The 22059-nt window shown below is 72.3% G+C and carries 23 protein-coding genes; 12 read left to right on the forward strand and 11 right to left on the reverse strand.

Translation table 11 applies throughout. The features are described from left to right. Positions 1-80 precede the first annotated feature (80 nt). Both ACIRQF_RS21460 and ACIRQF_RS21465 read left to right on the forward strand, forming a co-directional pair. Positions 81-803, forward strand: a complete 723-nt coding sequence (locus ACIRQF_RS21460; RefSeq protein WP_376633144.1) for a peptidase inhibitor family I36 protein — start codon at positions 81-83, stop codon at positions 801-803. Further along, complete coding sequence (locus tag ACIRQF_RS21465; protein ID WP_404094089.1) at positions 800-2278, forward strand: phosphodiester glycosidase family protein; 1479 nt, start codon at positions 800-802, stop codon at positions 2276-2278. Before ACIRQF_RS21460 ends, ACIRQF_RS21465 begins: the two co-directional genes overlap by 4 nt. A 16-nt stretch (positions 2279-2294) precedes the next feature. Here the strand turns inward: ACIRQF_RS21465 and ACIRQF_RS21470 are convergent, their stop codons facing one another. The 3 genes from ACIRQF_RS21470 to mqnC all read right to left on the reverse strand — a co-directional run bounded on the left by ACIRQF_RS21470 (position 2295) and on the right by mqnC (position 4885). Next, entirely contained in the window at positions 2295-2990 is a 696-nt protein-coding gene (locus ACIRQF_RS21470) for a demethylmenaquinone methyltransferase (RefSeq protein WP_376633141.1), read from the reverse strand. A 78-nt stretch (positions 2991-3068) separates the two neighbouring features. Further along, positions 3069-3668, reverse strand: a complete 600-nt coding sequence (locus ACIRQF_RS21475) for a hypothetical protein (RefSeq protein ID WP_376633140.1) — start codon at positions 3666-3668, stop codon at positions 3069-3071. A 17-nt stretch (positions 3669-3685) separates the two neighbouring features. Beyond that, positions 3686-4885: a cyclic dehypoxanthinyl futalosine synthase gene (gene mqnC, locus ACIRQF_RS21480; RefSeq protein WP_376633139.1), complete on the reverse strand. Its 1200-nt coding sequence runs from the start codon at positions 4883-4885 to the stop codon at positions 3686-3688. Positions 4886-5065: 180 nt separating this feature from the next. On the opposite strand from mqnC, the gene ACIRQF_RS21485 reads away from it, so the two are divergent. Next, complete coding sequence (locus ACIRQF_RS21485; protein WP_376633138.1) at positions 5066-6130, forward strand: alpha/beta hydrolase; 1065 nt, start codon at positions 5066-5068, stop codon at positions 6128-6130. 13 nt (positions 6131-6143) lie between these two features. Here the strand turns inward: ACIRQF_RS21485 and ACIRQF_RS21490 are convergent, their stop codons facing one another. Continuing rightward, positions 6144-7010: a menaquinone biosynthetic enzyme MqnA/MqnD family protein gene (locus ACIRQF_RS21490; RefSeq protein WP_376633136.1), complete on the reverse strand. Its 867-nt coding sequence runs from the start codon at positions 7008-7010 to the stop codon at positions 6144-6146. A 259-nt stretch (positions 7011-7269) separates the two neighbouring features. Between ACIRQF_RS21490 and ACIRQF_RS21495 the strand changes: the two genes are divergently transcribed. From ACIRQF_RS21495 to ACIRQF_RS21510, 4 genes are all read left to right on the forward strand, one after another. Next, on the forward strand, positions 7270-7473 hold the full coding sequence (locus ACIRQF_RS21495; protein WP_046908818.1) for a cold-shock protein: 204 nt from the start codon (positions 7270-7272) through the stop codon (positions 7471-7473). Between the two features lie 148 nt (positions 7474-7621). Beyond that, complete coding sequence (locus ACIRQF_RS21500) at positions 7622-8032, forward strand: DUF1992 domain-containing protein (protein WP_404094095.1); 411 nt, start codon at positions 7622-7624, stop codon at positions 8030-8032. Positions 8033-8144: 112 nt separating this feature from the next. Further along, positions 8145-11531 carry a hypothetical protein gene (locus ACIRQF_RS21505; RefSeq protein WP_404094098.1) on the forward strand — a complete coding sequence of 1129 codons (3387 nt, stop codon included), beginning with the start codon at positions 8145-8147 and terminating at the stop codon, positions 11529-11531. Positions 11532-11651: 120 nt separating this feature from the next. Further along, on the forward strand, positions 11652-13601 hold the full coding sequence (locus tag ACIRQF_RS21510; protein WP_404094101.1) for a serine/threonine protein kinase: 1950 nt from the start codon (positions 11652-11654) through the stop codon (positions 13599-13601). Positions 13602-13617: 16 nt separating this feature from the next. Here ACIRQF_RS21510 and ACIRQF_RS21515 read toward each other — a convergent pair whose 3' ends face one another. Further along, positions 13618-14448: an alpha/beta fold hydrolase gene (locus tag ACIRQF_RS21515; protein WP_389753597.1), complete on the reverse strand. Its 831-nt coding sequence runs from the start codon at positions 14446-14448 to the stop codon at positions 13618-13620. Positions 14449-14471: 23 nt separating this feature from the next. Between ACIRQF_RS21515 and ACIRQF_RS21520 the strand changes: the two genes are divergently transcribed. Further along, a complete protein-coding gene (locus tag ACIRQF_RS21520) occupies positions 14472-14987 on the forward strand; it encodes a DUF664 domain-containing protein (RefSeq protein WP_376633126.1) in 516 nt (171 codons plus the stop codon). A 221-nt stretch (positions 14988-15208) separates the two neighbouring features. On the opposite strand, the gene ACIRQF_RS21525 is transcribed toward ACIRQF_RS21520, so the two are convergent. The 4 genes from ACIRQF_RS21525 to ACIRQF_RS21540 form a co-directional block, all read right to left on the reverse strand. After that, entirely contained in the window at positions 15209-15475 is a 267-nt protein-coding gene (locus ACIRQF_RS21525) for a hypothetical protein (RefSeq protein ID WP_404094105.1), read from the reverse strand. Beyond that, positions 15472-16344, reverse strand: coding sequence for an oxaloacetate decarboxylase (locus tag ACIRQF_RS21530; protein ID WP_389753603.1), 873 nt, complete (start codon positions 16342-16344; stop codon positions 15472-15474). The genes ACIRQF_RS21525 and ACIRQF_RS21530 overlap by 4 nt, the downstream gene beginning before the upstream one ends. A gap of 319 nt (positions 16345-16663) precedes the next feature. Continuing rightward, the gene (locus ACIRQF_RS21535) at positions 16664-17131 is read right to left on the reverse strand and encodes a MarR family transcriptional regulator (RefSeq protein WP_404094108.1); all 468 of its coding nucleotides are present in this window, start codon (positions 17129-17131) and stop codon (positions 16664-16666) included. Positions 17132-17210: 79 nt separating this feature from the next. Next, positions 17211-17633 carry an ATP-binding protein gene (locus ACIRQF_RS21540; RefSeq protein ID WP_404094111.1) on the reverse strand — a complete coding sequence of 141 codons (423 nt, stop codon included), beginning with the start codon at positions 17631-17633 and terminating at the stop codon, positions 17211-17213. Between the two features lie 91 nt (positions 17634-17724). On the opposite strand from ACIRQF_RS21540, the gene ACIRQF_RS21545 reads away from it, so the two are divergent. The 3 genes from ACIRQF_RS21545 to ACIRQF_RS21555 are packed head-to-tail and all read left to right on the forward strand — an operon-like array spanning position 17725 to position 19453. Beyond that, positions 17725-18588, forward strand: coding sequence for a helix-turn-helix domain-containing protein (locus ACIRQF_RS21545; protein ID WP_404094114.1), 864 nt, complete (start codon positions 17725-17727; stop codon positions 18586-18588). After that, positions 18585-18830 carry a DUF397 domain-containing protein gene (locus ACIRQF_RS21550; protein WP_404094117.1) on the forward strand — a complete coding sequence of 82 codons (246 nt, stop codon included), beginning with the start codon at positions 18585-18587 and terminating at the stop codon, positions 18828-18830. The genes ACIRQF_RS21545 and ACIRQF_RS21550 overlap by 4 nt, the downstream gene beginning before the upstream one ends. After that, the gene (locus tag ACIRQF_RS21555; RefSeq protein ID WP_404094120.1) at positions 18827-19453 is read left to right on the forward strand and encodes an HAD family hydrolase; all 627 of its coding nucleotides are present in this window, start codon (positions 18827-18829) and stop codon (positions 19451-19453) included. The genes ACIRQF_RS21550 and ACIRQF_RS21555 overlap by 4 nt, the downstream gene beginning before the upstream one ends. On the opposite strand, the gene ACIRQF_RS21560 is transcribed toward ACIRQF_RS21555, so the two are convergent. Further along, complete coding sequence (locus ACIRQF_RS21560) at positions 19443-19811, reverse strand: MerR family transcriptional regulator (protein WP_376633112.1); 369 nt, start codon at positions 19809-19811, stop codon at positions 19443-19445. The two genes, ACIRQF_RS21555 and ACIRQF_RS21560, sit on opposite strands and share 11 nt — an antisense overlap. 71 nt (positions 19812-19882) lie before the next feature. Here ACIRQF_RS21560 and ACIRQF_RS21565 point away from each other — a divergent pair, with 71 nt between their 5' ends. Beyond that, the gene (locus ACIRQF_RS21565; RefSeq protein WP_404094123.1) at positions 19883-21019 is read left to right on the forward strand and encodes an alkene reductase; all 1137 of its coding nucleotides are present in this window, start codon (positions 19883-19885) and stop codon (positions 21017-21019) included. A gap of 243 nt (positions 21020-21262) precedes the next feature. Here ACIRQF_RS21565 and ACIRQF_RS21570 read toward each other — a convergent pair whose 3' ends face one another. Continuing rightward, positions 21263-22030, reverse strand: a complete 768-nt coding sequence (locus ACIRQF_RS21570; protein ID WP_376633108.1) for a MerR family transcriptional regulator — start codon at positions 22028-22030, stop codon at positions 21263-21265. Positions 22031-22059: the final 29 nt, after the last annotated feature.

The following is a 22059-nucleotide window of genomic DNA, read 5'->3' on the forward strand; positions in this document are numbered from 1 at the left end:
CGTCGTCGCCGGGCGCAGACCGTCCGCCCCGGGCGTAAACGGCTCGCCGCCCACGGACCGTACGTGCAAGATCATCCGGTGTGACCATCACTCGTACACAAATAAGGAGGGGCTCGCTGCTCGCGGCCCTCCTCGCCCTGCTCTGCTCGGCGTTCCTCGTCCTGCCCGCCAACGCCGATCCCCTCCCCTTCGAGGACTGCCCCACCGGACGGTTGTGTCTCTACGACGGCAGCCAGGGGTCCGGCACCCGCGTGGACGTCGCCGAGGGCGGCAAGGCGGAGCGGGACGCCGGCACCGTCCTTTCCGTGAAGAACACCACCGGCATGTGGGCCTGCATGTACGGCAGGCCCGAATACGGCGGCGGCCTCCAGACGGTCAAGCCGGGCAACGGCGACGAGTACGTCACCGCCGGCGTCCGCTGGGTCGTCGGCTCGTACAAGCTGGTGCCCACCCGCGCCCTGTGCTTCACCGGCTACGAGCGCTGCCAGGACGGTCAGGTCTGCACCTTCGCCGAGAAGAACGGGCGCGGCGCCCTGACCGTCCACACGCCGGGACTCGACGCCGCCACCGGGAACCACGGCAGCAGCTACGGCCCCGAGGTCGCCCCCGTCTCCGTGTTCAACCGGACGGCCGGGCACCTCTGCTTCTACCCGAACGCCGACTACAGCGGCAGCTGGACCCAGGGCACCACGACCTACGGCGCGTACGTCGTGCTGCGCGGCCAGAGCGTCACCGTCCCCTCGCCCTTCACGGGCACGTTCCGCTCCCACGAGCTCGTCGACGGAACCTCGGAGTGCCAGTGAACACGCCCCTGCGCCCGGCCCTCGCGGTCGCCGTCGCCCTCACCGCGACCCTCGCCCTGACCACCTCGAACGCCCCCTCCTCCACGGCGGTGGACGTCGTGGAGAGCCCGCTCGCCACCTCCTGGCAGCCGACTCCGGTGCCGGGCGCCACCGAGCTTCCCGCCGGCATCACGGTCACCAACTGGACCGAGAAGGATCCGAGCAAGGCCAACCGGAGCAGATCCCGTCTCCTCCAGGTCGTCGAGATCGACCCCACGGCCGCCCCGCTGGACCTGTCGGGCACCGTCGGCGCGGGCGACGGCCTGGCCGAGACGGTCGCCGACCAGCTCGCCGGGGCCGGCGCGCCCTCCCGGCACCCCGTGGCCGGCGTCAACGGCAGCCTGTTCAAATCGGAGAAGCCGCACCCCGACCTGGCGGCCGCGGCGCCCGTCACCCTCCAGCACATGGGCGTCTCGGTCACCGACGGCGTCCTGCACGGCTCCAGCTGCTGGGGCGGCGGCCAGGGCACGTCGGGCGCCGTCATCCAGTACGGCGTCCCGTACATCACCAGGCTGCGCACCGACCTCGGCCTGACGGCGGCCGACGGGGCGCCCGCGCGCCTCGACGACGTCAACCGGGACCCCGGGCGCGCCCGCGGCTGCGCCCGTGACGGCGAGGACAAGCTCGTCGCCGAGTCGGTCACCGGGCAGAAGGGCGTCTACACCGACCCCGACGAGATCGTCCTGTTCACCTCCGACTACAGGTACCCGGTGCCCAAGCCCGACCTGGCCCCGACCGTCGTCACGGACGACGACCCCGGCTTCGAGGTCGTCCTCGACGCCACGGGCAAGGTGACGGCCGCCCGCGCGAGCCGCGGCGGCGGCAAGGGCAGCACCGTCCAGGTCAAGGTGCCGTCCGGCGGCCGCATCCTCCAGGGCGTCGGCACCGGCGCCACCTGGCTGCGCGACCACGCACTCCTCGGCACCACGCTCAAGGTCTCCCAGAGGCTGACCGACACCCGGTTCGGCCGGGAGATCCCGCTGGACCCCTCGGTCGACGTCGTGAGCTCCTTCCACCAGCTCCTGCGCAACGGCGAGATCCCGGCCGAACTGCCCGACACCTGCGGCGACACGGACTCCGGCGTCGACGGCACCCCGATCTGCACCGACTCGCGCGTGGCCCTCGGCACGAACGTGCGCGGCCACACGGTCCTCGTCACCCTGACCGGGCAGCCCCAGGCGAGCAGTGCCACCACCCACGAGGACGGCGCCTGGCTGCACGACCTGGCGGAACTCCTGGACTCCGAGGAGCTCGGCCTGATCGACGCGCTCAACCTCGACGGCGGCGGCTCGGCGACCCTGATCACCGCCACCACCGCGGGCACCACCACCGTACGAACGCCGCCGACGGACCGGGTGAACGGCGTGTACGTGCACCGGGCCGTCGCCGACGCCGTGTACGCCGGGATCAGCGGCTACGGCATGTACAGGAAGTAGCCCGCAACGCGCCGCGTCACGCGGGCTTGAAGCCCCGGTGCATCGCGACGATCCCGCCCGTCAGGTTGCGCCAGGCGACCCGCTCCCAGCCGGCCTTCTGCAGCATTCCCGCGAGGGCCGGCTGGTCGGGCCAGGACCGGATGGACTCGGCGAGGTAGACGTACGCGTCCGGGTTGGACGACACGGCGCGCGCGACCGGCGGCAGGGCGCGCATCAGGTACTCCTCGTACACGGTGCGGAAGGGCGCCCACGTCGCGTGCGAGAACTCGCAGATGACGACCCGGCCGCCGGGCTTCGTCACGCGGTACAGCTCGCGCAGCGCCTGGTCGGTGTCCTGGATGTTGCGCAGCCCGAAGGAGATGGTGACGGCGTCGAAGACGTCGTCCTTGAAGGGCAGCCGGGTGCCGTCGCCGGCCGTGAACGGCATCCACGGGTGGTTCTTCTTGCCGACCCGGAGCATGCCGAGCGAGAAGTCGCAGGGCACGACGTAGGCCCCGGCCCGCGCGAACGGCTGCGAGGAGGTCGCGGTGCCGGCGGCGAGGTCCAGGATCCGCTGCGCGGGGCGCGCGTCGACCGCCTTGGCGACCTCCTTGCGCCACCGGCGGTCCTGCCCGAGGGAGAGCACGTCGTTCGTGAGGTCGTAGTTCGCCGCCACGTCGTCGAACATCGACGCGACTTCGTGCGGCTGCTTGTCCAGGGTGGCGCGGGTCACTGGGGTTCGCCTCACTTGTGTCGTACTGCCGGGCTGACGTAACGCCCGCATTGTCGCAGGGCGCGCCGGGTCCGCCGGTCAGCGGGCCCGGTAGACGAGGCGGCCGGCGACGACAGTGGCCACACAGGTGGCGGGGCCCCGCCGCACCAGCGCGGCCCGGTCGGGCACGTCGAAGACGGCGAACCGGGCCGGGCCGCCCGCCGCGAGGCGGGGCAGCAGCACCAGCGGGGCCGGCGCGAGGGAGGGCGGGCCCGGCAGGTTCGGCGGGCGCTGCCCCACGGCGAGCCCGGCCCGGCGCACCGCGTCCTGGGCGGGCCGTCCGCGCAACTCGCCGGCGACGGCGACCGTGCCGTGCGCGAGGAGCCGCTGCACGCCGCGCCGGGCGCTGGCGCCGAGCCGCGCGGGGTCGGCGCGGAAGAGCTCCCGCGCCCGCTCCCCCGTGATCGGCTCGGTGCCGTACACGTCGGCCTCGCGCGGGTCGGGATGGTAGGTCTGTTCGAGGAGTTCGGGACCGTACGGGTTGAGCAGCCCGGGGGTGAGGATGCCGGGCCACCGGCGCAGCCGCGCGTCCTGGTGCGCGGCGGCCAGTTCCTCGTACGGGCCGACGGCCGCGAGCAGCGCGCCGTCGACGAGGACCGCGTTCTCGGGCGACGCGTCGGCGACGTGCAGCGTCAGCATGGAGCCTCGGTTCCCGGTCAGTTCGCGTCGAGCAGCTTCAGCTCGGGGTGGGCCGTGCCGCCCTCGATCGCGATGGACGAGATGTGGGAGGCCACGCGCTCGTCGACCGGGTCGTTCGCCGGGTCGTCGTGGACGACCAGGTGCTCGTACGTGGTCGAGCGCTGGGCCGGGACGCGGTCCGCGGTGCGGATCATGTCGATCATCTCGCGCAGGTTGGAGCGGTGCTTGGCACCGGCCGAGGAGACGACGTTCTCCTCCAGCATGATCGAGCCGAGGTCGTCGGCGCCGTAGTGCAGGGTGAGCTGGCCGATCTCCTTGCCGGTGGTCAGCCAGGAGCCCTGGATGTGGGCGATGTTGTCCATGAAGAGGCGGCCGATGGCGATCATGCGCAGGTACTCGAAGATCGTGGCCTGCGTGCGGCCCTTCAGGTGGTTGTTCTCGGGCTGGTACAGGTACGGGATGAAGGCCCGGAAGCCGCCCGTCCGGTCCTGCGTGTCGCGGATCATCCGCAGGTGCTCGATGCGCTCGGCGTTGGTCTCGCCGGTGCCCATGAGCATCGTGGAGGTGGACTCTACGCCCAGCTTGTGGGCGATCTCCATGATCTCCAGCCAGCGCTCGCCGGACTCCTTGAGCGGCGCGATGGCCTTGCGGGGGCGCGCGGGGAGCAGCTCCGCGCCGGCGCCGGCGAAGGAGTCGAGGCCGGCCGCGTGGATCCGGGTGATGGCCTCCTCGGCGGAGACGCCGGAGATGCGGGCCATGTGCTCGACCTCGGACGCGCCGAGGGAGTGGATGACCAGCTGCGGGAACTCGGCCTTGATGGCGGCGAAGTGCTTCTCGTAGTACTCGACGCCGAAGTCCGGGTGGTGCCCGCCCTGGAACATGATCTGGGTGCCGCCGAGCTCCACGGTCTCCGCGCAGCGGCGCAGGATGTCGTCGAGGTCGCGGGTCCACCCCTTCTTGGTGTCCTTCGGCGGCGCGTAGAAGGCGCAGAACTTGCACGCCGTCACACAGACGTTCGTGTAGTTGATGTTGCGCTCGATGATGTACGTCGCGATGTGCTCGGTTCCCGCGTACCGGCGGCGGCGCACGGCGTCGGCGGCTGCGCCGAGGGCGTGCAGCGGCGCCGAGCGGTAGAGGTCGAGCGCCTCCTCGGGAGTGATCCGGCCACCCGCGGCGGCGCGGTCGAGAACGGACTGGAGTTCGGCCTTCTCGGTCACCGGGTGTGTCCCTTTCGGAGGGTTCGGACGCGTACTGAACGGACCGAGCCAGCCTACGCCAGGGCCTCCGCGCGGATTCGTCCCGGTCCCGAGCCAACCGAACGACGCCGGGATCCCTCTCCCTCACCGGAATCCGCCGTATTCCCCGCAACGCACGTCGAACCGCACCGGAGACCCGTCATGACACGTCGCAGCCCGCTCGCCCGGACCCTCGCGGCCGCCCTCGCCCTCGGCACCACCCTGGCCGCGGTGACCGGGTGCTCGAAGGACGAGGACGAGCCGGTCTCCTTCGACACGCCGCACGGCAACCGGACCGCCAACCACCAGGTCGCCCAGCAGCACAGGGGCAAGGGCGGGCAGGGCGGGGCCAAGGTGCCCGAGACCGTCTTCCCCACCGGGCCGAAGGCGAGCTTCGTCACCGCCAGCACGGTCGAGGACGGCACGAAGATCGGCGTGACCGAGCTCCACGGCGAGAAGTCCGGGTTCACGGGCAAGGTGTGGGTGTGGGCCCCCAAGCAGTATTTCGACCCGAAGTACGCGGACAGCGGCTTCCCGGTCCTCATCTCGCTGCCCGGCGGCGTCGGCTATCCGACGAATTACTGGATGGGCACGGACCTCAAACTCCAGTCGAGCGTCGCGCGGTGGTCGGAGGAGGGAAAGAGCCTTCCGTTCATTCTCGTGATGCCTGTGCTCAACCCGGACGACAAGCACTACTACGACGGCAGTGATATCCCGGGCCAGCCGAGAATGGGCACCTGGCTGACCGAGGACGTGCCGGATTTCGTCCGGGCCAATTTCCGGACCTTCAAGTCCCGGGACGGCTGGGCGTTCATGGGCTCGTCCTCGGGCGGCTTCGTCGCGCTCAAGTCCGTGCTGCAGAAGCCGGACAAGTTCAAGGCCGCCATCGCCTCCGGCCCCGACTACGTCCCGGACTCCCCCCTCTGGAAGGGGCACCGGAAGGAGCTCCAGGCGAACAACCCGGAAAGGCTGGCCGCCGCCCTGAACCAGAAGCCCGACACGCCGGGGAACCGGGTCTACCTCGGCTTCCAGATCGGCACCAAGGAGAAGACCCGCGCGAAGATGAACGCCTTCATGAAGGCGTACACGAACAAGGGCCCGGTGAAGGCCCATCTGCAGGTCATCCAGAACGGCGGGCACAACGCGGTCAGCTACGTCAGGGGCATGGACGAGGGCACCATCGCCTGGATCAGCAAGCAGCTCCAGGCGCCGATCCCCTCGTCCTGACCGGCTCCGCCCCTCAGCGGGCCCCGAGCAGCTCCACCCGCACGTCCGCCGGGAAACCGGTGGTCGGGCCGGTCCTGCGGGCGAACTCCCGCACGCCGGCGAGCTGCTCGGGCCCGAAGCGGAAGTCGAGCGTACGGAAGTACCGCTCCAGGAGCTCCGCGTCGAAGGACTCCCAGCGCGCCGCCTGCTCGGCCACCTTGGCGACCTCCTCCAGGGACAGGTCGCGCGAGGCCAGGAAGGCCTGGTGCACCTCGCGGACCGTCTCCGGCTCGCGGGCCAGGAAGTCCTTGCGGGCCGCCCACACGGCGAAGACGAACGGGAGGCCCGTCCAGTCCTTCCACATCAGGCCCAGGTCGTGGACCTGCAGCCCGAGCCGGGGCGCGTCGTGCAGCGAGGCCCGCAGCGCCGCGTCGCCGATCAGCACCGCCGCCTCGGCCTCCTGCATCATCAGGCCGAGGTCGGGCGGGCAGGTGTAGTACTCGGGCGATACGCCGTACCGCTCGGCGAGCAGCAGCTGCGCCAGCCGCACGGACGTGCGGGAGGTGGAACCGAGCGCCACCCGCGCCCCGTCGAGCTGCTCCAGCGGGCGCTGGGAGACGATCACGCAGGACATCACGGGACCGTCGCAGCCGACGGCGATGTCGGGGAGGGCGACGAGATCGCCGGCATGGCGGAGGTATTCGACGAGGGTGACGGGCCCGATGTCGAGATCGCCCCGGACGAGCCGCTCACTGAGCTTCTCGGGGGTGTCCTTCGTGAGGTCCAGATCGAGAAGCGTCCCGGTCCTGGCGAGGCCCCAGTAGAGGGGCAGGCAGTTCAGGAACTGGATGTGTCCGACGCGGGGCCGGGTGCGCTGGTGGTCGTCGGTTGCATTGTCCACATCGCGAGGCTAGACCCGTCTCGTACGGTGGACATCGCCGGGGGCGCGTCAGCGTGTATGGGCGGATCAAACCTGTGGGTGACGTGATCTTTCCCTCTACCGCTTCGACCACGCTGCGTGCTACGCTCGACGCAAGTTGCAGTTTGGTTTCCCTTGCAGTACAGAGCCTGCGGAGCATGTAACCCGCAGGCTTTTGTAGTTTTCAGACTTGGTATGCAGGTTCTGGAGCAGGGCGACCCTTTGGCCCATAGGAGGGCTCATGGCTACCGGAACCGTGAAGTGGTTCAACGCTGAAAAGGGCTTTGGCTTCATTGCCCAGGAAGGCGGCGGCCCGGATGTCTTCGTCCACTACTCCGCGATCAACGCCTCTGGCTTCCGCTCCCTCGAGGAGAACCAGCAGGTGAACTTCGACGTCACGCAGGGCCCGAAGGGTCCGCAGGCGGAGAACGTCACCCCGGTCTGAGTGACCCGGGTCGACGATCGCGACCTCTAGAAGCTGTACCCAAGGAGCCCCGTTCCGTGCGTGTCGAGCGCACGGGGCGGGGCTCCTGCCGTTTTTCCACCCGTTCCGCCCGCAGCCGTTCGGGTGAGCGGCTCCGTACGCTGGACGCATGACCGAACGGAAACCGCCCGGAGTGAGCTTCGAGTCGTTCGTCGACAAACAGATCCGTGAGGCGACCGAGCGCGGCGAGTTCTCCCGCCTGGAGGGCTTCGGCAAGCCGCTCGCGGACGAGGCCGCTCCCTATGACGAGCTGTGGTGGATCAAGCGGAAGATGCACCGGGAGGGCGCGTCGGTGCTGCCGCCGGCCCTGACCCTGCGCAAGGAGGCCGAGGACGCGGCGGAGGCCGCGCGGACGGCCGTCTCGGAGTCCCAGCTGCGCCGCATCCTCGGTGAGGTCAACACGAGGATCGCCGAAGCCCTGGCCCGCCCGCCGGCCGGGCCGCCGCTGCGGCTGACGCCGTTCGACGTGGAGGCGGCGGTGGCGGAGTGGCGGCGGGCGCATCCCCCTCCGCAGTCTTGAACGCGTTCGGCTAGGATCCCCCGATCCGGGGGGCGATCGGGGGCCGCGGGCGCGCCACACGGGCGTGACCGGGCGAGGTCTCCTCCCGTGCACCAGGGAGGGGACCCCACCGATGCTTCGTCATGCCCGCCGAGTCCGCCGTGCCGCGCTCTCGCGCACCGCACTCGCCACCGCCACCGTCCTGGCCGCCACGACCGGCCTGAGCCTCGCCACGACCGGCCCGGTCTTCGCCGAGGAGCCTGCGCCGTCGCCGGTCGGCGAGGAGGTGGTGATCCCGGACGCGGGGCGGTTCAAGCCGCGCGCCGACGCCGTCCACACCGCGGGCGCCACCGGGTTCCTGCACACCCCGGAGGGCGACGGGAAGCCCGTGTGGACGGACTACGCCACCGGCGCCGACACGCCGCGCGACACAGTCTCGGGCCGAGCTCACTCCGGTCTGGACGCGGATATCCACACGTTCTCCACCGGCCGCAAGGTGCTGATCACCGACATCGCCACGGGTACCAGGACCTACGTCCCCGTTCCCGCGGACCAGGAGTGGACGCAGGCCTACAACGCCGACACCGTCCTCACCTCCACCAAGGCGGCCGACGGAAGGATCACCGGGCTCTACCTGCGCACGGCCGGGAACGGCGAGGTCACCGAGCGGCCCGTCGCCGGTCTGGGCGAGGCCACCACGCTGGTGATCGCGACCCAGGACGCACGCGGTGCCGTCCTGAGCACCAAGGCGACGCCCACCGCGCCGTACACCTCGTTCCTCCTGGACTACGAGACCGCCACTCTCACCCCGACCCTCCCGGTGACCTCGTACGCCGCCGCCCGCCTCGGGGCCGACCGCCTCCTGGTGACCAAGAGCTACCAGGAGGTCCTGACCGTCCGCCGGAACGACCCGGCCGCGACGCCGGAGTCGACGCCCCTGCCGCCGGCCGCGCCGTACGAGGCCGGCTGGGGCTCCCACGCCGTGATCGGCGACTGGATCGTCACGCACCACGACGTGAACGGCTCCTCGCCCGAGCACGTGGGCGGGAAGCTCTACGCCGTCCCCGTCGGGGGCGGAACCGCAAGGGAACTCCTGCCCGCCGCCGTGGGACGGCCGACCGTCGCCGCGGACGGCAGCGTGCTCGTCGCCGGGGGCAGCGGCGCGACCGACTGGGCCGTGCACCGCATCACCCTCGGCGAGGACGGGACGCCGCGGCTCACGAAGCTCCGCGACCTGCCCCGGATGCCCGTGAACTACGCCGGGCTCGACATGGCCGGCGGCCGGGTGAACTTCCTCGCCGACAGCGGGCCGAGGACCGGCCTCTACGAGGCCGACACCAGCGCACCGGGCGAGGTGAGGCGGCGGGCCGAGCCCTACTCGGCCGCGGGACTGCGCGCCCTCGGCGACGGGCAGAGCACCTACTTCCACGGCAGCTCCGCGGTGTCACCGTCCGGCCCCGGCACCTCGCGCCAGGTGAACTTCCCGACGACCGACCGCCTCACGGACGCCGCGGGGCGCTTCGTCGTCGCCGAGTCCGGCGACCAGCAGTACGTCGGCGACCTCGGCGAACGCCCCGGCACGGAGGGGGTCCTGCTCACCCGGGCCCGCACCGCCGCCGCCCTCTGGGGCACGAAGCTGTGGAAGCCCGCCGCGGCCACCGGCAAGGTGAACGCCTACGACCTGGTGGGGAAGTGGACCGGGGCCGACATCGACCTGGGCTCCGGGTGCGTGCCCACCGAGCTCCAGGCCGTGGAGCGCTGGCTCTACTGGGTCTGCGGGCCCGACGGCAAGGCCGGCGTGTACGACCGCTGGCAGCACAAGAGCGTCGCCGTGCCGACGGGCGAGGCGTTGCTCGGCGACGGCTACGTCATACGGCGCGACGACACGGCCGGAAAGCTGCTGCTCACCGACGCGGCCACCGGCGCGACCTCCGACTTCGCCGACGTCCCGGTCATCACCGGAAACGCGGGCCGGCGCACCGACTGGGCGGTGGACAAGTACGGCGGCGGCGTCGCCTACGTGGACGCGCAGCGGAACATCCGCGTGAAGACCGTCCCGGCCGCCCCGCAGAGCCCCACCCTGACCCACGCCTCGTCCGAAGAGCGCTTCGACGCCGCCTCCGCGCAGGACCCGGCCTGGGACGCCCTGTTCCGCCTCTCCCGCCCGGTGGACGAGTGGAAGGTCGTGATCCGGGACCGCTCCCGGCGGGTCGTGCGCACGCTCACGGGAGCGGGCGGCCCCGCCGCCACCGTCGCGGCGCGCTGGGACGGCAAGGACGACGCCGGCCGTGGTGTCTTCGCGGACACCTACCAGTACGAGCTGCTCGTCGCGCCGAAGGCGGGGGGCGAATTCCTCTCGGAGGCGACCGGCTCCGTCGAGGCCAGGAACACCGTTCTGACCACCCTCCCCGGCGGTTTCCTGCCGCTCCAGCCCGACCGGGTCCTCGACACCCGCACCGGCGTCGGCGCTCCCAAGGCGAAGGTCGGCCCGTGGCAGCGGGTCTCGCTGAAGGTCGCGGGCGCCGGGGGCGTCCCGGCCACCGGGGCCACGAGCGTCGTGCTCAACGTGACGGTCACCAACGCCGCCAAGCCGGGGCACATCGCCGTGGTACCGGGGACCGCCGACTCCTACCACTCCTCGCAGCTCAACTTCACCGCCGGACAGACCACGTCCAACCTCGTGGTGGTGCCCGTGGTCGACGGCAAGGTGGACCTGATGGCCAACACCGGCGGGACCGTCGACCTCGTCGCCGACGTCGCCGGCTACTACACCGCCGGCACCGCCGGCTCCGCGTACCAGCCGCTCACCCCCACGCGCTTCATGGACACCCGCAACGGCACCGGCGTCCCCCGCGCCAAGGTCGGCGCGGGAGGGACCGCGCGGCTGCAGGTGACCGGCGTCAAGGACGTCCCGGCGAGCGGCGTCACGGCCGTCGTCATGAACGTGACCGCCACCAACGTGAGTTCGTCGACCTTCGTCACCGCCTACCCGGACGGCACCGCCCGCCCCGGCACGTCGAACCTGAACGTCCCCGCGGGCCGGACCCTCGCGGGTCTGGTCGTCGTGCCGGTCGTCAACGGCAAGGTCGCCTTCACCAACCGCTTCGGCTCGCTGGACCTGGTCGGCGACGTCGTCGGCTACTACACGAGCGGGACCGGATCCGCCTTCACCGGCGCGGAGAGCCGCCGGTTCATGGACACCCGCACCGGCCTCGGCGTCCGCAAGGGCGCCGTCGGGGCCGGGCAGTCCGTGACGCTGCCGGTCGCGGGCGTCGGCGCGGTCCCCGCCGGGGTCAAGGCCGTCGTCCTCAACGTCACCGCGACCCAGCCCACGGTCGCCGGCTTCGTCTCCGTGCACCCCTCGGGCACCCCGCGCACCAGCGCGTCGAGCCTGAACTTCCGCGCCGGGCAGACGGTGCCGAACCAGGTCGTCGTCCCGGTCGTCGACGGCAAGGTGACGTTCTTCAACCACTCCGGCACCGTTCAGCTGATCGCGGACCTGGAGGGCTGGTTCCTGTAGGGAGAAGGTGGAGGCGGAACCCAAGTCCCTTCCCCGGGCGTCCATGTGACGCGCACTCATCTACGCTGTGCGCGTTCGAGCGACCAACGGGGCAGGGACGACCAGGGGGACCAGACCGGCATGAGCGGTGGCGGGAACGACGAACGGCAGCGCAAGGGGAGCGGCGCCGGCGGCAGCGGGCTCGAGCCGCTCGGGTCCGGCGACCCACGGCTGATCGGCCCGTACCGGCTGCTCGGCCGGCTCGGGTCCGGCGGCATGGGACGGGTGTTCCTGGCCCGCTCCGGGAGCGGGCGCACCGTGGCCGTGAAGGTCGTGCACGAGGAGCACGCGCAGGATCCGCAGTTCCGGGCCCGCTTCCGCCGGGAGATCGACGCCGTGCGGAAGGTGGGCGAGCACTACACGGCGCCCGTCCTGGACGCCGACCCGGAGGCGGACCGGCCCTGGGTGGTGACCGGCTTCGTGCCCGGCCCCTCCCTGGAGCAGGTGGTCCGGGAGCACGGGCCGCTGCCCGCCGACTCGATCCTGGCGCTCGCGCTGGGCCTGCTGCGGGCCCTCCAGGGCATCCACGGTGCCGGGATCCTGCACCGGGACCTCAAGCCGTCCAACGTGATGCTCACCGTCGAGGGCCCCCGGGTGATCGACTTCGGCATCGCGCGGGCCCTGGAGCCGTCCGTCGAGTCCTTGCTGACCAGCACCGGCATGGTGGTCGGCTCCCCCGGCTTCATGGCCCCCGAGCAGGTCCGCGGCGAGTCGCTGGGCCCGGCGGCCGACGTCTTCGCGCTCGGCTGCGTGCTCATGTACGCGGCGACCGGGCGGCTGCCGTTCGGGCACGGGGCGAGCAACCAGCACGCGATCATGTTCCAGATCGTGGAGGCCGAGCCGGAGCTCGACCGGGTGGAGTCGGAGGAACTGCGTGCCTTCATCGGGCGCTGCCTGACCAAGGACCCCGGGGAGCGGCCGGCCATCGCCGCCCTGCTCGCGGATCCCGCCCTGCCGGGTGAGGAGTCGGGCCGCGGGGCGACCGCCGGGGCCTGGCTGCCGCCGGAGCTCGTGGCGCGGCTGGCACGGCAGGCGGCCCGGCTGCTCGACGCGGAGGCGCTGTCGGAGGAGCTGGAGCGGGAGGCGGCCGAGACGGCGGCGAAGGCTCCGGACTCCGGCACGATGGGGCTGCGCCCGCCGGCCGGGGGCGAGGGAGCGACGGCCGGGACACCTCCCGCCACGCCCGTGGGGACTCCGGCCACCGCGGGGAACGCCGGTCGTGAGCCGCGCCGGGCCTCCCGGGTGTGGGCGATCGTGGCCGCCGTCTTCATGGTCCTCGGCATCAGCGGCACGGTCGTGAAGCTGATCGACGACGGCGCGCGGGAGCGCGACCTCCAGGGCGCCCCCGGCGCCACGGCCGGCACCACCACGCCGCCCGTCACCGGCCCCTCGTCCGCGCCCCCGCCCGGCACGCCCACCAAGGCCCCCGGCGGGGCGCCGACGACGGCCGCCGTGCCGCCACCGGGAGGCGCGGCCGGCGGTGCGGCCGGAGGTGCGGCCGTCGGCGGCGGTTCCGGCGGGGGGCTCCCGGCGACCGGCGGGGGTACGGGCTCGGGCGGCGGCTCGGCCACGAACACGGGCGGCGGCTCGGCGGTGTCCTCGGGCGGCGGTTCCTCGTCCTCGGGCGGTACGGCGCCGAAGCCGCCCGCCACGACCGCGCCCAAGCCGCCGGCGACCAGCGACAACCGCGTCCCGTCGGCCTTCGTCGGCACGTGGAAGTACACGGCCGCGTACAACATCGGCCAGCCCGAGACCGTCTCCATCTACCGGGTGGCCCCCGGCCAGATCGCGGCCCGGCTGATCACCGACATCAACGGTGCCCACTGCGAGTACGTGGCCAAGCTGGTCTCGATCACCGACGGCGGCGGGCGCATCAACCTGGGCACCACCACCGTGGACCAGGCGCACTCGGGTTCCTATCCCTACTGCACGAACGGCGACACGTCGGCGTTCAAGCTGGCCGTACCGAGCGGGATCATCCACGACGTGGGCCCCTCGCACGGCGAGGGCTACCACTACCACCGGGTCTGAGCCGCGCCCCGGCCGCCTACGCGCGGCCGGCCAGCCACTCCAGGGCCGCCCCGGCCTCCCGCAGCACCGACAGGTGCCCGTCGCCGGCGCCGAGCCGCAGCTCGGCGGCCGGGCAGCGGGCGGCCAGCCGGTGCGCGTGCGCGACGGGCACGACGCGGTCCCGCTCCCCGTGCAGGAGGAGCACCGGCACGGCGGCCTCCTCCGGCCGGAAGCCCCAGGGCGCCACATAGGCGAGGTCGTCGTCGACCAGTCCCCCGGGCCCGTCCGCGAGCGCGGGCCCGACGACCTCGTCGAACCAGGCCCAGTCCCCGGCCAGAGCGGCGTGGTCGGCCGGGGTGAACATCTCGGGGTCGTAGCCGGCGGAGGCCTCGTGGGCCTCTTTCGCGGCCCTCCCCCGGACGGCGGCCCGCAGCCCGGCCTCCCCGGACGGAGTCATCCCGGCGAACCAGTCCCGGGCGGCCTCCGGCTCGTAGGGCGCGAGGCCGGAGACGCTGACGGCGGCGGTCACCCGATCGGGCAGCAGGGCCGCGCAGGCCAGGGCGTGCGGCCCGCCGCCGGAGTGCCCGAGGACACCGAAACGCCCGATCCCGAGGGCGTCCGCGACCGCCCGTACGTCCTCGGCGGCCGAGCCCACGGACCGCCCGGGACGCGCCCCGGAACCGCCGTAGCCGGGGCGGTCGTAGCCCACCCAGCGCACCCCGAGCCGGTCGCCCGCGGGGAACAGCGGACGGGGCGGGGTGCCGATGTTCGGCGTACCGTGGTGCCAGAGGACGACGGGTCCGTCACCGCCGCTGTCGTAGACGTGCAGCGAGCGTCCGTCCGCCAGAGCAAGATCCGTCTCTCTCACGTCGCCAGCCTACGAGGAGGGCCATGAAGAGCGCCGAGCTTCTGACGGACGCGTTCGCCCGGGTGCAGGAGGCCGTGCACCAGGCCGTCGAGGGCCTGTCGGAGAAGGAGCTGGTGGCCCGCGTCGACTCCGGGTCGAACTCGATCGCCTGGCTCGTCTGGCACCTGACCCGCATTCAGGACGACCACGTCGCGGACGCGTTCGGCACCGAGCAGGTCTGGACGTCCGAAGGCTGGTCCGGCCGCTTCGGCCTCCCGTTCCCCGAGGGTGCCACCGGCTTCGGCCACACCGCCAAGCAGGTCGCCGCCGTCCACGCCCCCGCGGACCTCCTCCTCGATTATTACGACGCGGTCCACGCCCGCACCCTCGTCCATGTCGCCACGCTGAGCGACGCCGACCTCGACCGCGTGGTCGACACCCGCTGGACCCCGCACGTCACCCTGGGCGTCCGCCTGGTCAGTGTCATCGCCGAGGACAACCAGCACGCGGGCCAGGCGGCGTACGTACGGGGCGTGGTGGAACGCGGAGAGGCGCTCTAGTCCGCCCGCCGCCGCCCGCCCTCCCCGCCGAGGGCGCTCGGGCACGCAGCGTGCGCCTCTCCCCCTCCCGGTGTCACACTCCGTGGCCGGCCTGCGAGCCTGTCCGTTCGCCCGGCACGGCCGGACACCACGGCTGCGGTGTCCGGCCGTTCGGATGCGCGGAGACCCCCGGCATGCGCTGTCGGTCGGCGCCGTGCGCTGCGGGGGCAGCACTCGGGGTGTCAGGCGGGGCCCCGGGCGCCCACGCCGCCCAGCAGGGCCTGGATCGCGTCGACCGCGCTGCCGTCGTGGTCGCTGCCGGCCGTGCCGCTGCTGCCGTACTGGACGTTGGCCGCGCGGTCGACCTCCACGACGGAGTCCGCGTGGGAGTTGTCGATGACCGTGACCAGACTGCCGCCCGCCGCCGCGGGCGCCGCCCCCGCGGCCACGAGCATGACCGCCCCCAGCAGCGGGAGGGCCGTGCGCTGACGGGGGACCAGGGGGGTCACGCGCCTACCCGCTCGCGGGCGTCGTGGTGCCTCGCGATGTTGCGCTCCAGGAGGCGGGTCGAGGCGGCGACGCCGATGCCGCTCTCCGGGTCGAAGGACGGCAGGCGTCCGTCGGCGGCCTTCAGCTCGGCGAGGGCCGAGTCCATCGCCGAGTGCGCGGCGAAGAGACAGGGGGTGGAGTAGATCGCCACGTCCACGCCCAGCTCGGCGAGTTCGGAGAGGGAGAGGCGTGGGGACTTGCCGCCGGCGATCTGGTTGAAGAGCAGCGGCTTGCCGTCGACCACCTCACGGATGCGGTGGATCCATTCCACGCTCCGTACGCCGTCCACGAGGACGACGTCCGCGTCGGTGGCCGCCAGGCGCTCGGCCCGCCGCAGGATGTCGTCCCCGTCCGTCGCGTCCGTCCGGGCCACGACCACCAGGTCCCGCCGCGTCTGCAGCACCATCTCCAGCTTGGCCAGGTACTCGTCGAGCGGCAGCACCTGCTTGCCGTCCGCGTGCCCGCAGCGGCGGGGCCGCTTCTGGTCCTCCAGGATCACCCCCGACGCGCCGATCCGCTCCAGGCCCTCCACCACGTGACACGCCACCTCGGGGTCGACGTAGCCGTCGTCGATGTCCACGAGGAGGTGGTGGCGCGGGAACGCCCCGCGCAGACGCTGCACGAACGCCACCATGTCCGGCCACGCGATGAAGCCGATGTCCGGCAGCCCGTAGTACGAGGCCGCGAAGCCGAAGCCGGACACGAACATCCCGTCGTAGTGCTCGGCGGCGACGGACGCCGAGTACATGTCGTGGACCCCGATCAGCGGGGTGGTTCCGGGCGCGGCGATCCGCGCCCGCAGGTCGTTGCCGTAACTGGTGTGGCTCATCGTCCGACTCCTCATCAACACGCTGGCACTTTGCCAAAACGGGATGATTTCTGGAGACAAGCGCGAACTTCGCCATACGAGTGCTTTACTCACTCTCCAGGCGGACGGCTTTCACCCGCAGATACGTCTCACCTCACGGACGCGTCCCCGCCCCGCGCGGGGACCGGAGCCCCCGGTGCGGCACGACGGCGGCCGGACTTCCCCAGGGGATCCCTTCCTCGGGGGCAGGGGAGGTACGAGGACACCGCGCCGGCGGACTTCCGGGGGCCCACGCGGCGCCGACCCACCCCCTGCCGGCCGCGTCTTCCGCCGGTTCTCGTCAGACCAGGGTGCTGCCGGTGTTCCGGAGCATCTGGCGGAGCACCTTCAGGGCGACGACGTAGTCGGCGTCGTCGATGCCCTGATGGATGCGCTCGCGGATGGCCGGGGCGTGGCGCTTGAGGTCGGCGCGCGCCCCGTCCCCCGCCTCCGTGATCCACAGGCGCGCCGCGTCGTCACGGGTGAGCCAGCCGCGCTCCAGCAGGACCTCCGCCTCGCTCTCCAGGTCGTCCTCCGCCCTGAGGTAGGAGCTCATCGCCTGCCGGAGTTCCGGGACGGTCATGCCCTGGCCGTCAGGCGAGAGGTCGGCGGCCGACAGGTTGCGGAGCAGCCAGTACTGGGGCTGCGTGAAGCCGAGTTCGGCCTGCTGGGCCCGGGTGAACGCGATCAGGGCCTCGTAGGCGACCCCGGTCCAGTACGCCGCCGGCTGGGCGGCGAGTTCGGCATCGGAGATCCGCTGGTTCGTCATCTGACTGCTCCCCATGAACGGTGATCACTGGATACGGAGAACGTAGAACCTCAAGCAAAGTCGAGGTCAAGGTGCGGCGCTAGACGATGACGGTCGCCCAGACCGTCTTGCCGACCGAACGGCTCCTCACGCCCCACGCGGTGGACAGGGCCGCCACGAGCAAGAGGCCGTGGCCGCTCTCGGCGGGACGGCCGGGCACAGCCACCGGGGCGGGCTGCGGCTCCCGCTCGCCACGGGCATCGGAGACCTCGACGCGGACGTGCCCGTCCCCCAGCGCCAGCCGTACCTCGAAGTCCCGGCCGGATACGCGTCCGTGCGTCACCGCGTTGTTCGCCAGCTCCGCGACGACGAGCTCGGCGGCGTCGGTGTCCGTGAGCCCCCAGTCGCGCATCTGCTGCACGGCCAGCAGTCGCGCCAGCCGTGCGCCCCGGCGCGTCGACGAGAGCCGGTGCGCGAACTCGCCGCCGAACTCACCGGTTGGGGTGGTCGTTTCCGTCTTCATGGCCCCGAGCCTGAGGCGCCGGACTTACCCTGACCAGGGGCGACACCACGACGCTGCGTAGCGGTACGAGCACGCCAAGAGGGCGGTACGGATGTCGGGCAACGAGGAGGAACGGCCGGAACGGCCGTCCGAAGTCGACGGCACGGCGCACCTGTTCAGGGCGCTGGGCAAGATGATCAAAGTGCTGCGCAGGAACGCGGGCCTGAGCCAGGCAGAGCTCGCGGAGGCCACGCACTGCAGCGAGGACCTGATCTCGGCGCTGGAACGCGGGGTACGGACCCCGCAGCCGGACTTCCTGGTGCGGGCGGATCCGGTGCTGGGGGCGGACGGGGTGCTCCTGGCGGCGGTGGACGACGTGCGGGAGGCGTTGGCGCGGGCGCGGGTGCGGCATCCGGATTGGTTCCGCAGCTTCGCGAAGGAGGAGGCGGAGGCCGTCGCCAATCACTACTACGAAGTACAGGCAGTGCCGGGCATTCTGCAGACTCCCTCCTACGCCCGAACACTTTTCGAGCACCGCCGCCCCATGCTTGACGAAGCGATGATCGAAAAGCGGGTGGCAGATCGGATCTCACGTCAGACGCTGTTTGACAGGTGGCCCGTCACGACGATCAGTTTCGTATTGGAGGCGGCGGTTCTCCTGCGGCCGTTCGGCGGCGCGGAAGTTCACCGTGAGCAGCTCCGGCGCATCCTGGAGGTTGCCCAGCGCCGCACCGTGGAGCTCCAGATCCTTCCGCAGGACAGTGAGGAACACCCCTATCTCGGCGGCGCCTTCACGCTGCTCACCCCCAAAGGGCGTCGGGAGGTGGCGTACACGGAGATGTACGGGCACGCTCGGCTGATCACCGACCCCGACGAGGTCCGCTTGTACTCCGAGCGGTATGGGATCCTGCGGTCACAGGCACTCACCAAGCGGGAGTCCCTGGTCTGGATCGAGAAACTGCTGGGAGAGCGATGAACACCGCGGATCTGGCCTGGTTCAAGAGCAGTCACAGCGACTCCGAAGGCGGCAACTGCATTGAAGTCGCCTACGACTGGCGCAAGTCCAGCTACAGCAGCGGCGAAGGCGGCGAGTGCGTCGAAGTCGCCGCCCACCCCACCACCGTCCACATCCGTGACTCCAAGAACCCCGACGGCCCCCAGCTCGCCGTCACCCCCTCCGCCTGGGCCGTGTTCGTGGGCGTAACCTCTGGCGCGTGACCAGTAAGAACTTCGTACTCTTCGACGTCGACGGCACCCTCATGGACGCCGTCGAGAACCAGCGGCGCGTCTGGCACGCCTGGGCGGACCGGCACGGGCTCGACGGGGACGAGGTGTACGCCGTCGCGCTGCGGACGCGGCCGGTGGAGACGTTCGCGGCGGTGGCGCCCGGGGCCGACCCCGACGCGTGCCTCGCCCTGCTGCACGAGCTGGAGGACGAGGACGTGCGGACGGGCACGTACGCGGCCTTCGACGGCGCCGCCGAGCTGCTGCACGCGCTGCCCGCCGACCGCTGGGCGCTGGTCACGTCGAACTACGAGCACCGGGTGCGCGGGCGGTTCGACCGGACCGGGCTGCCGATGCCCGGCCTGATCGTGGACGCGGCCTCCGTCAGCGAGGGCAAGCCGTCGCCCGTGCCCTACCTCCTGGCCGCGGAGAAACTGGGCGCGGATCCGGCCGACTGCCTCGTGATCGAGGACGCGCCCTCGGGCGTACGGTCCGGGCGCGCGGCCGGGATGACGGTGTGGACCGTCAACACGCCCTCGCCGGCCGATGGTTCGCACCGCCACTTCGACTCCCTGGCCGAGGCGGCGCCGGAGATCCTGGCGCGCGTCAGCGGCTGACGGCCGCCGACGCGGTGTCGATGAACTCGTCCAGGACCTCGCGGGAGCGGACGAGGTCGGTGATGAGGCGGTCGATGCGGGCGCGTTCGGCGGTCAGCTCGGTGACCAGCTGCCCGTCGGTCAGCGCGGTCGGGCCGGCGTCCACGTCCCGCATGCACGGCAGGAGTTGGGCGATCTTCTGGCTGTTGAGGCCGGCCGCGTAGAGCGACTGGATGCGGATGACACGGTCGACGGCCCAGTCGCCGTAGTCCCGGTGGCCGCCGGGGGTACGTTCGGAGCGGAGGATGCCCTGCTGCTCGTAGTAGCGCAGGGAGCGCTCGCTCACGCCGCTCCGTCGGGCCAGTTCGCCGATCCGCATGGTGCGTCCTCCCCGTTCGGCGCCCGAAGACGCTTGAATCTGACACCGGTGTCAACTTCTACGGTACCGGCATGACGAACAACGTGAACTCCCCCGCAGAATCCGCCCTCTTCGCGCCCACCCGCCTCGGCCCGCTCCCCCTGCCGAACCGGCTGGTCATGGCCCCGCTGACGCGTAACCGGGCCTCGTCCGACGGCGTCCCGACCGCCCTCATGGCCACGCACTACGCCCAGCGCGCCTCCGCCGGACTGATCATCGCCGAGGGCACCACGCCCAACGCCGTCGGCCAGACCTACCCCGACATCCCCGGCATCCACACGCCGGAGCAGGTGGACGGGTGGCGCGCGGTGACCGGTGCCGTCCGGGCGGCGGGCGGGCGCATGTTCCTGCAGCTGCAGCACGGGGGCCGGATCGGGCACCCCGACAACAGCGGGCTGACGCCGGTCGCGCCGTCACCGCTGCCGCTCCCCGACGGGCTCCACACCCGTGCCGGGCACACCCCGTCCGTCGTGCCCCACGAGCTCACCCTCGACGAGGTCCGGGCCACCGTCGCCGACTACGCAGCCGCCGCGCGGCGGGCGGTCGAGGCGGGCTTCGAGGGGGTCGAGGTGCACTCCGCCAACGGCATGCTGCCGCACCAGTTCCTGGCGCCGAACACGAACCGGCGGACCGACGCCTACGGCGGGCCGGTCGCCCACCGGATCCGCTTCGTGGTCGAGGTCGTCCGCGCGGTGGCCGACGCGATCGGGCCGGAGCGGGTCGGGCTGCGCGTGTCGCCCGGCATCGCGATCAACGGCATCGACGAGGGCGGCGAGACGGAGGCGATCTACACGGCGCTGGTCGCCGCGCTGGCCGACGAGGGCCTCGCCTATCTGCACATCATCTTCGCCGACCCGGAGCAGCCGCTGTTCCAGGCCGTCCGGAAGGCCTGGCCGGGGACCCTGATCGCCAACCCGAACCTGGGCTGGGGCAAGCCGCTGCCCGCCGACGGCGGCCGCGCGGCCGGTGAGCGGTTGCTGGCCGCCGGGGCCGACCTGATCTCCCTCGGCCGCGGTTTCCTGGCCAACCCCGACCTGGTCGAACGCCTGCGGACCGGCGCGCCGCTGAACCCCGTACGGGAGCAGTACCTGATGTACACGGGCGGGGAGGAGGGCTACAACGACTACCCCACGCTCGACGGGACGCGCACGCTCGCGGCGGCGGTGTGACGCCCTGCGCCTGCCGCGACGACGACGGCGCCGGACGGGCGGAAATCAGCCCTCCCTGTTGACAGGGTGGTCAACACCAGGTTGACCACCCTGCCAACAGGGAGGGACACGGCCGTGACCGGAATGGGGCGACGCCGACGCACGCACCGCGCCGTCCGCGCCGTCCGCGCCGTCCGCGCCGTCGACGGTCTGCAGCCCGTCGGCGGGCGAGGAGGCGGCGGCGGGCGCGGCCCCGGGTGGGCGTCAGCTCAGCCGGGTGTCCGCGTAGACAGCCATCGCATCACGCTGATACTCGGCAAGACCGGCAGCGATCCTGTCGAAGTTCTCGCGAAAGCGCGGGTCCTCGGCGTACGTGGCCGCCAGCCCCCGGTACGCCTCGGCGTTCGGGGTCCAGAAGCGGCGGACGCCCTGGTAGTGGGCGTCCACCTCGGCCTGCACGGCCGGGTCGGTGACCGGGGTGCCGGCGGCCATGAACTCCGCGAAGCGGATCATCTGCGCGGTGACCTCGCGCTGCCACTCCTCGGTGGTCGCCTCGTCCAGCGCCTCGACGGCCTGCCGGGACTCCTCGTACGCGGCGGGCCAGCGCTCCCGGGCCTCCGCCTCCAGCTCGGGGTCCGGCTGGAACCCCTCGAAAAGGTTCTCCGGACGGTTGATCCTCACCATGTCCTCCTCGTCCTCGCTTTCCTCCAGATCGGCGATGGTGCGGGCCACCGTCCGGGCCAGGGTCCCGATCCGGTCCTGCTCCGCGAGCAGCCGTGCGTGGTGCTCGCGCAGCACGGACACCCGGTCGGCCTGACGGTCCAGGACGGCCTGGATCTCGCGCAGTCCCACGTCCAGTTCCCGCATGAGCAGGATCTGCTGGAGCCGCAGCAGCTGCGACTCCTCGTAGTAGCGGTGCCCGTTGCCCGCGACGTACGCGGGCGGCAGCAGGCCGATGTCGTCGTAGTGCCGCAGCGTCCGGGACGTCACCCCGGACATCCGGGCCACGTCCGCGATCGACCAGGCCGTCATCGGTGGGTCCTTCCCTCGCCGGGGCCGGC

Origin of the sequence: Streptomyces sp. NPDC101191 (assembly GCF_044767915.1) — a bacterium.
GTDB lineage: Bacteria > Actinomycetota > Actinomycetes > Streptomycetales > Streptomycetaceae > Streptomyces.

Excerpts from the sequence above, each read along its gene's own strand:
- ACIRQF_RS21475 (WP_376633140.1), bottom strand. The coding sequence starts at position 3,668 with ATGCTGACGCTGCACGTCGCCGACGCGTCGCCCGAGAACGCGGTCCTC.
- ACIRQF_RS21545 (WP_404094114.1), top strand. The coding sequence starts at position 17,725 with ATGTCGGGCAACGAGGAGGAACGGCCGGAACGGCCGTCCGAAGTCGAC.
- ACIRQF_RS21565 (WP_404094123.1), top strand. The coding sequence starts at position 19,883 with ATGACGAACAACGTGAACTCCCCCGCAGAATCCGCCCTCTTCGCGCCC.
- ACIRQF_RS21505 (WP_404094098.1), top strand. The coding sequence starts at position 8,145 with ATGCTTCGTCATGCCCGCCGAGTCCGCCGTGCCGCGCTCTCGCGCACC.
- ACIRQF_RS21520 (WP_376633126.1), top strand. The coding sequence starts at position 14,472 with ATGAAGAGCGCCGAGCTTCTGACGGACGCGTTCGCCCGGGTGCAGGAG.
- ACIRQF_RS21500 (WP_404094095.1), top strand. The coding sequence starts at position 7,622 with ATGACCGAACGGAAACCGCCCGGAGTGAGCTTCGAGTCGTTCGTCGAC.
- ACIRQF_RS21540 (WP_404094111.1), bottom strand. The coding sequence starts at position 17,633 with ATGAAGACGGAAACGACCACCCCAACCGGTGAGTTCGGCGGCGAGTTC.
- ACIRQF_RS21560 (WP_376633112.1), bottom strand. The coding sequence starts at position 19,811 with ATGCGGATCGGCGAACTGGCCCGACGGAGCGGCGTGAGCGAGCGCTCC.
- ACIRQF_RS21510 (WP_404094101.1), top strand. The coding sequence starts at position 11,652 with ATGAGCGGTGGCGGGAACGACGAACGGCAGCGCAAGGGGAGCGGCGCC.
- ACIRQF_RS21550 (WP_404094117.1), top strand. The coding sequence starts at position 18,585 with ATGAACACCGCGGATCTGGCCTGGTTCAAGAGCAGTCACAGCGACTCC.
- ACIRQF_RS21535 (WP_404094108.1), bottom strand. The coding sequence starts at position 17,131 with ATGACGAACCAGCGGATCTCCGATGCCGAACTCGCCGCCCAGCCGGCG.
- ACIRQF_RS21570 (WP_376633108.1), bottom strand. The coding sequence starts at position 22,030 with ATGACGGCCTGGTCGATCGCGGACGTGGCCCGGATGTCCGGGGTGACG.
- ACIRQF_RS21495 (WP_046908818.1), top strand. The coding sequence starts at position 7,270 with ATGGCTACCGGAACCGTGAAGTGGTTCAACGCTGAAAAGGGCTTTGGC.
- ACIRQF_RS21530 (WP_389753603.1), bottom strand. The coding sequence starts at position 16,344 with ATGAGCCACACCAGTTACGGCAACGACCTGCGGGCGCGGATCGCCGCG.
- ACIRQF_RS21485 (WP_376633138.1), top strand. The coding sequence starts at position 5,066 with ATGACACGTCGCAGCCCGCTCGCCCGGACCCTCGCGGCCGCCCTCGCC.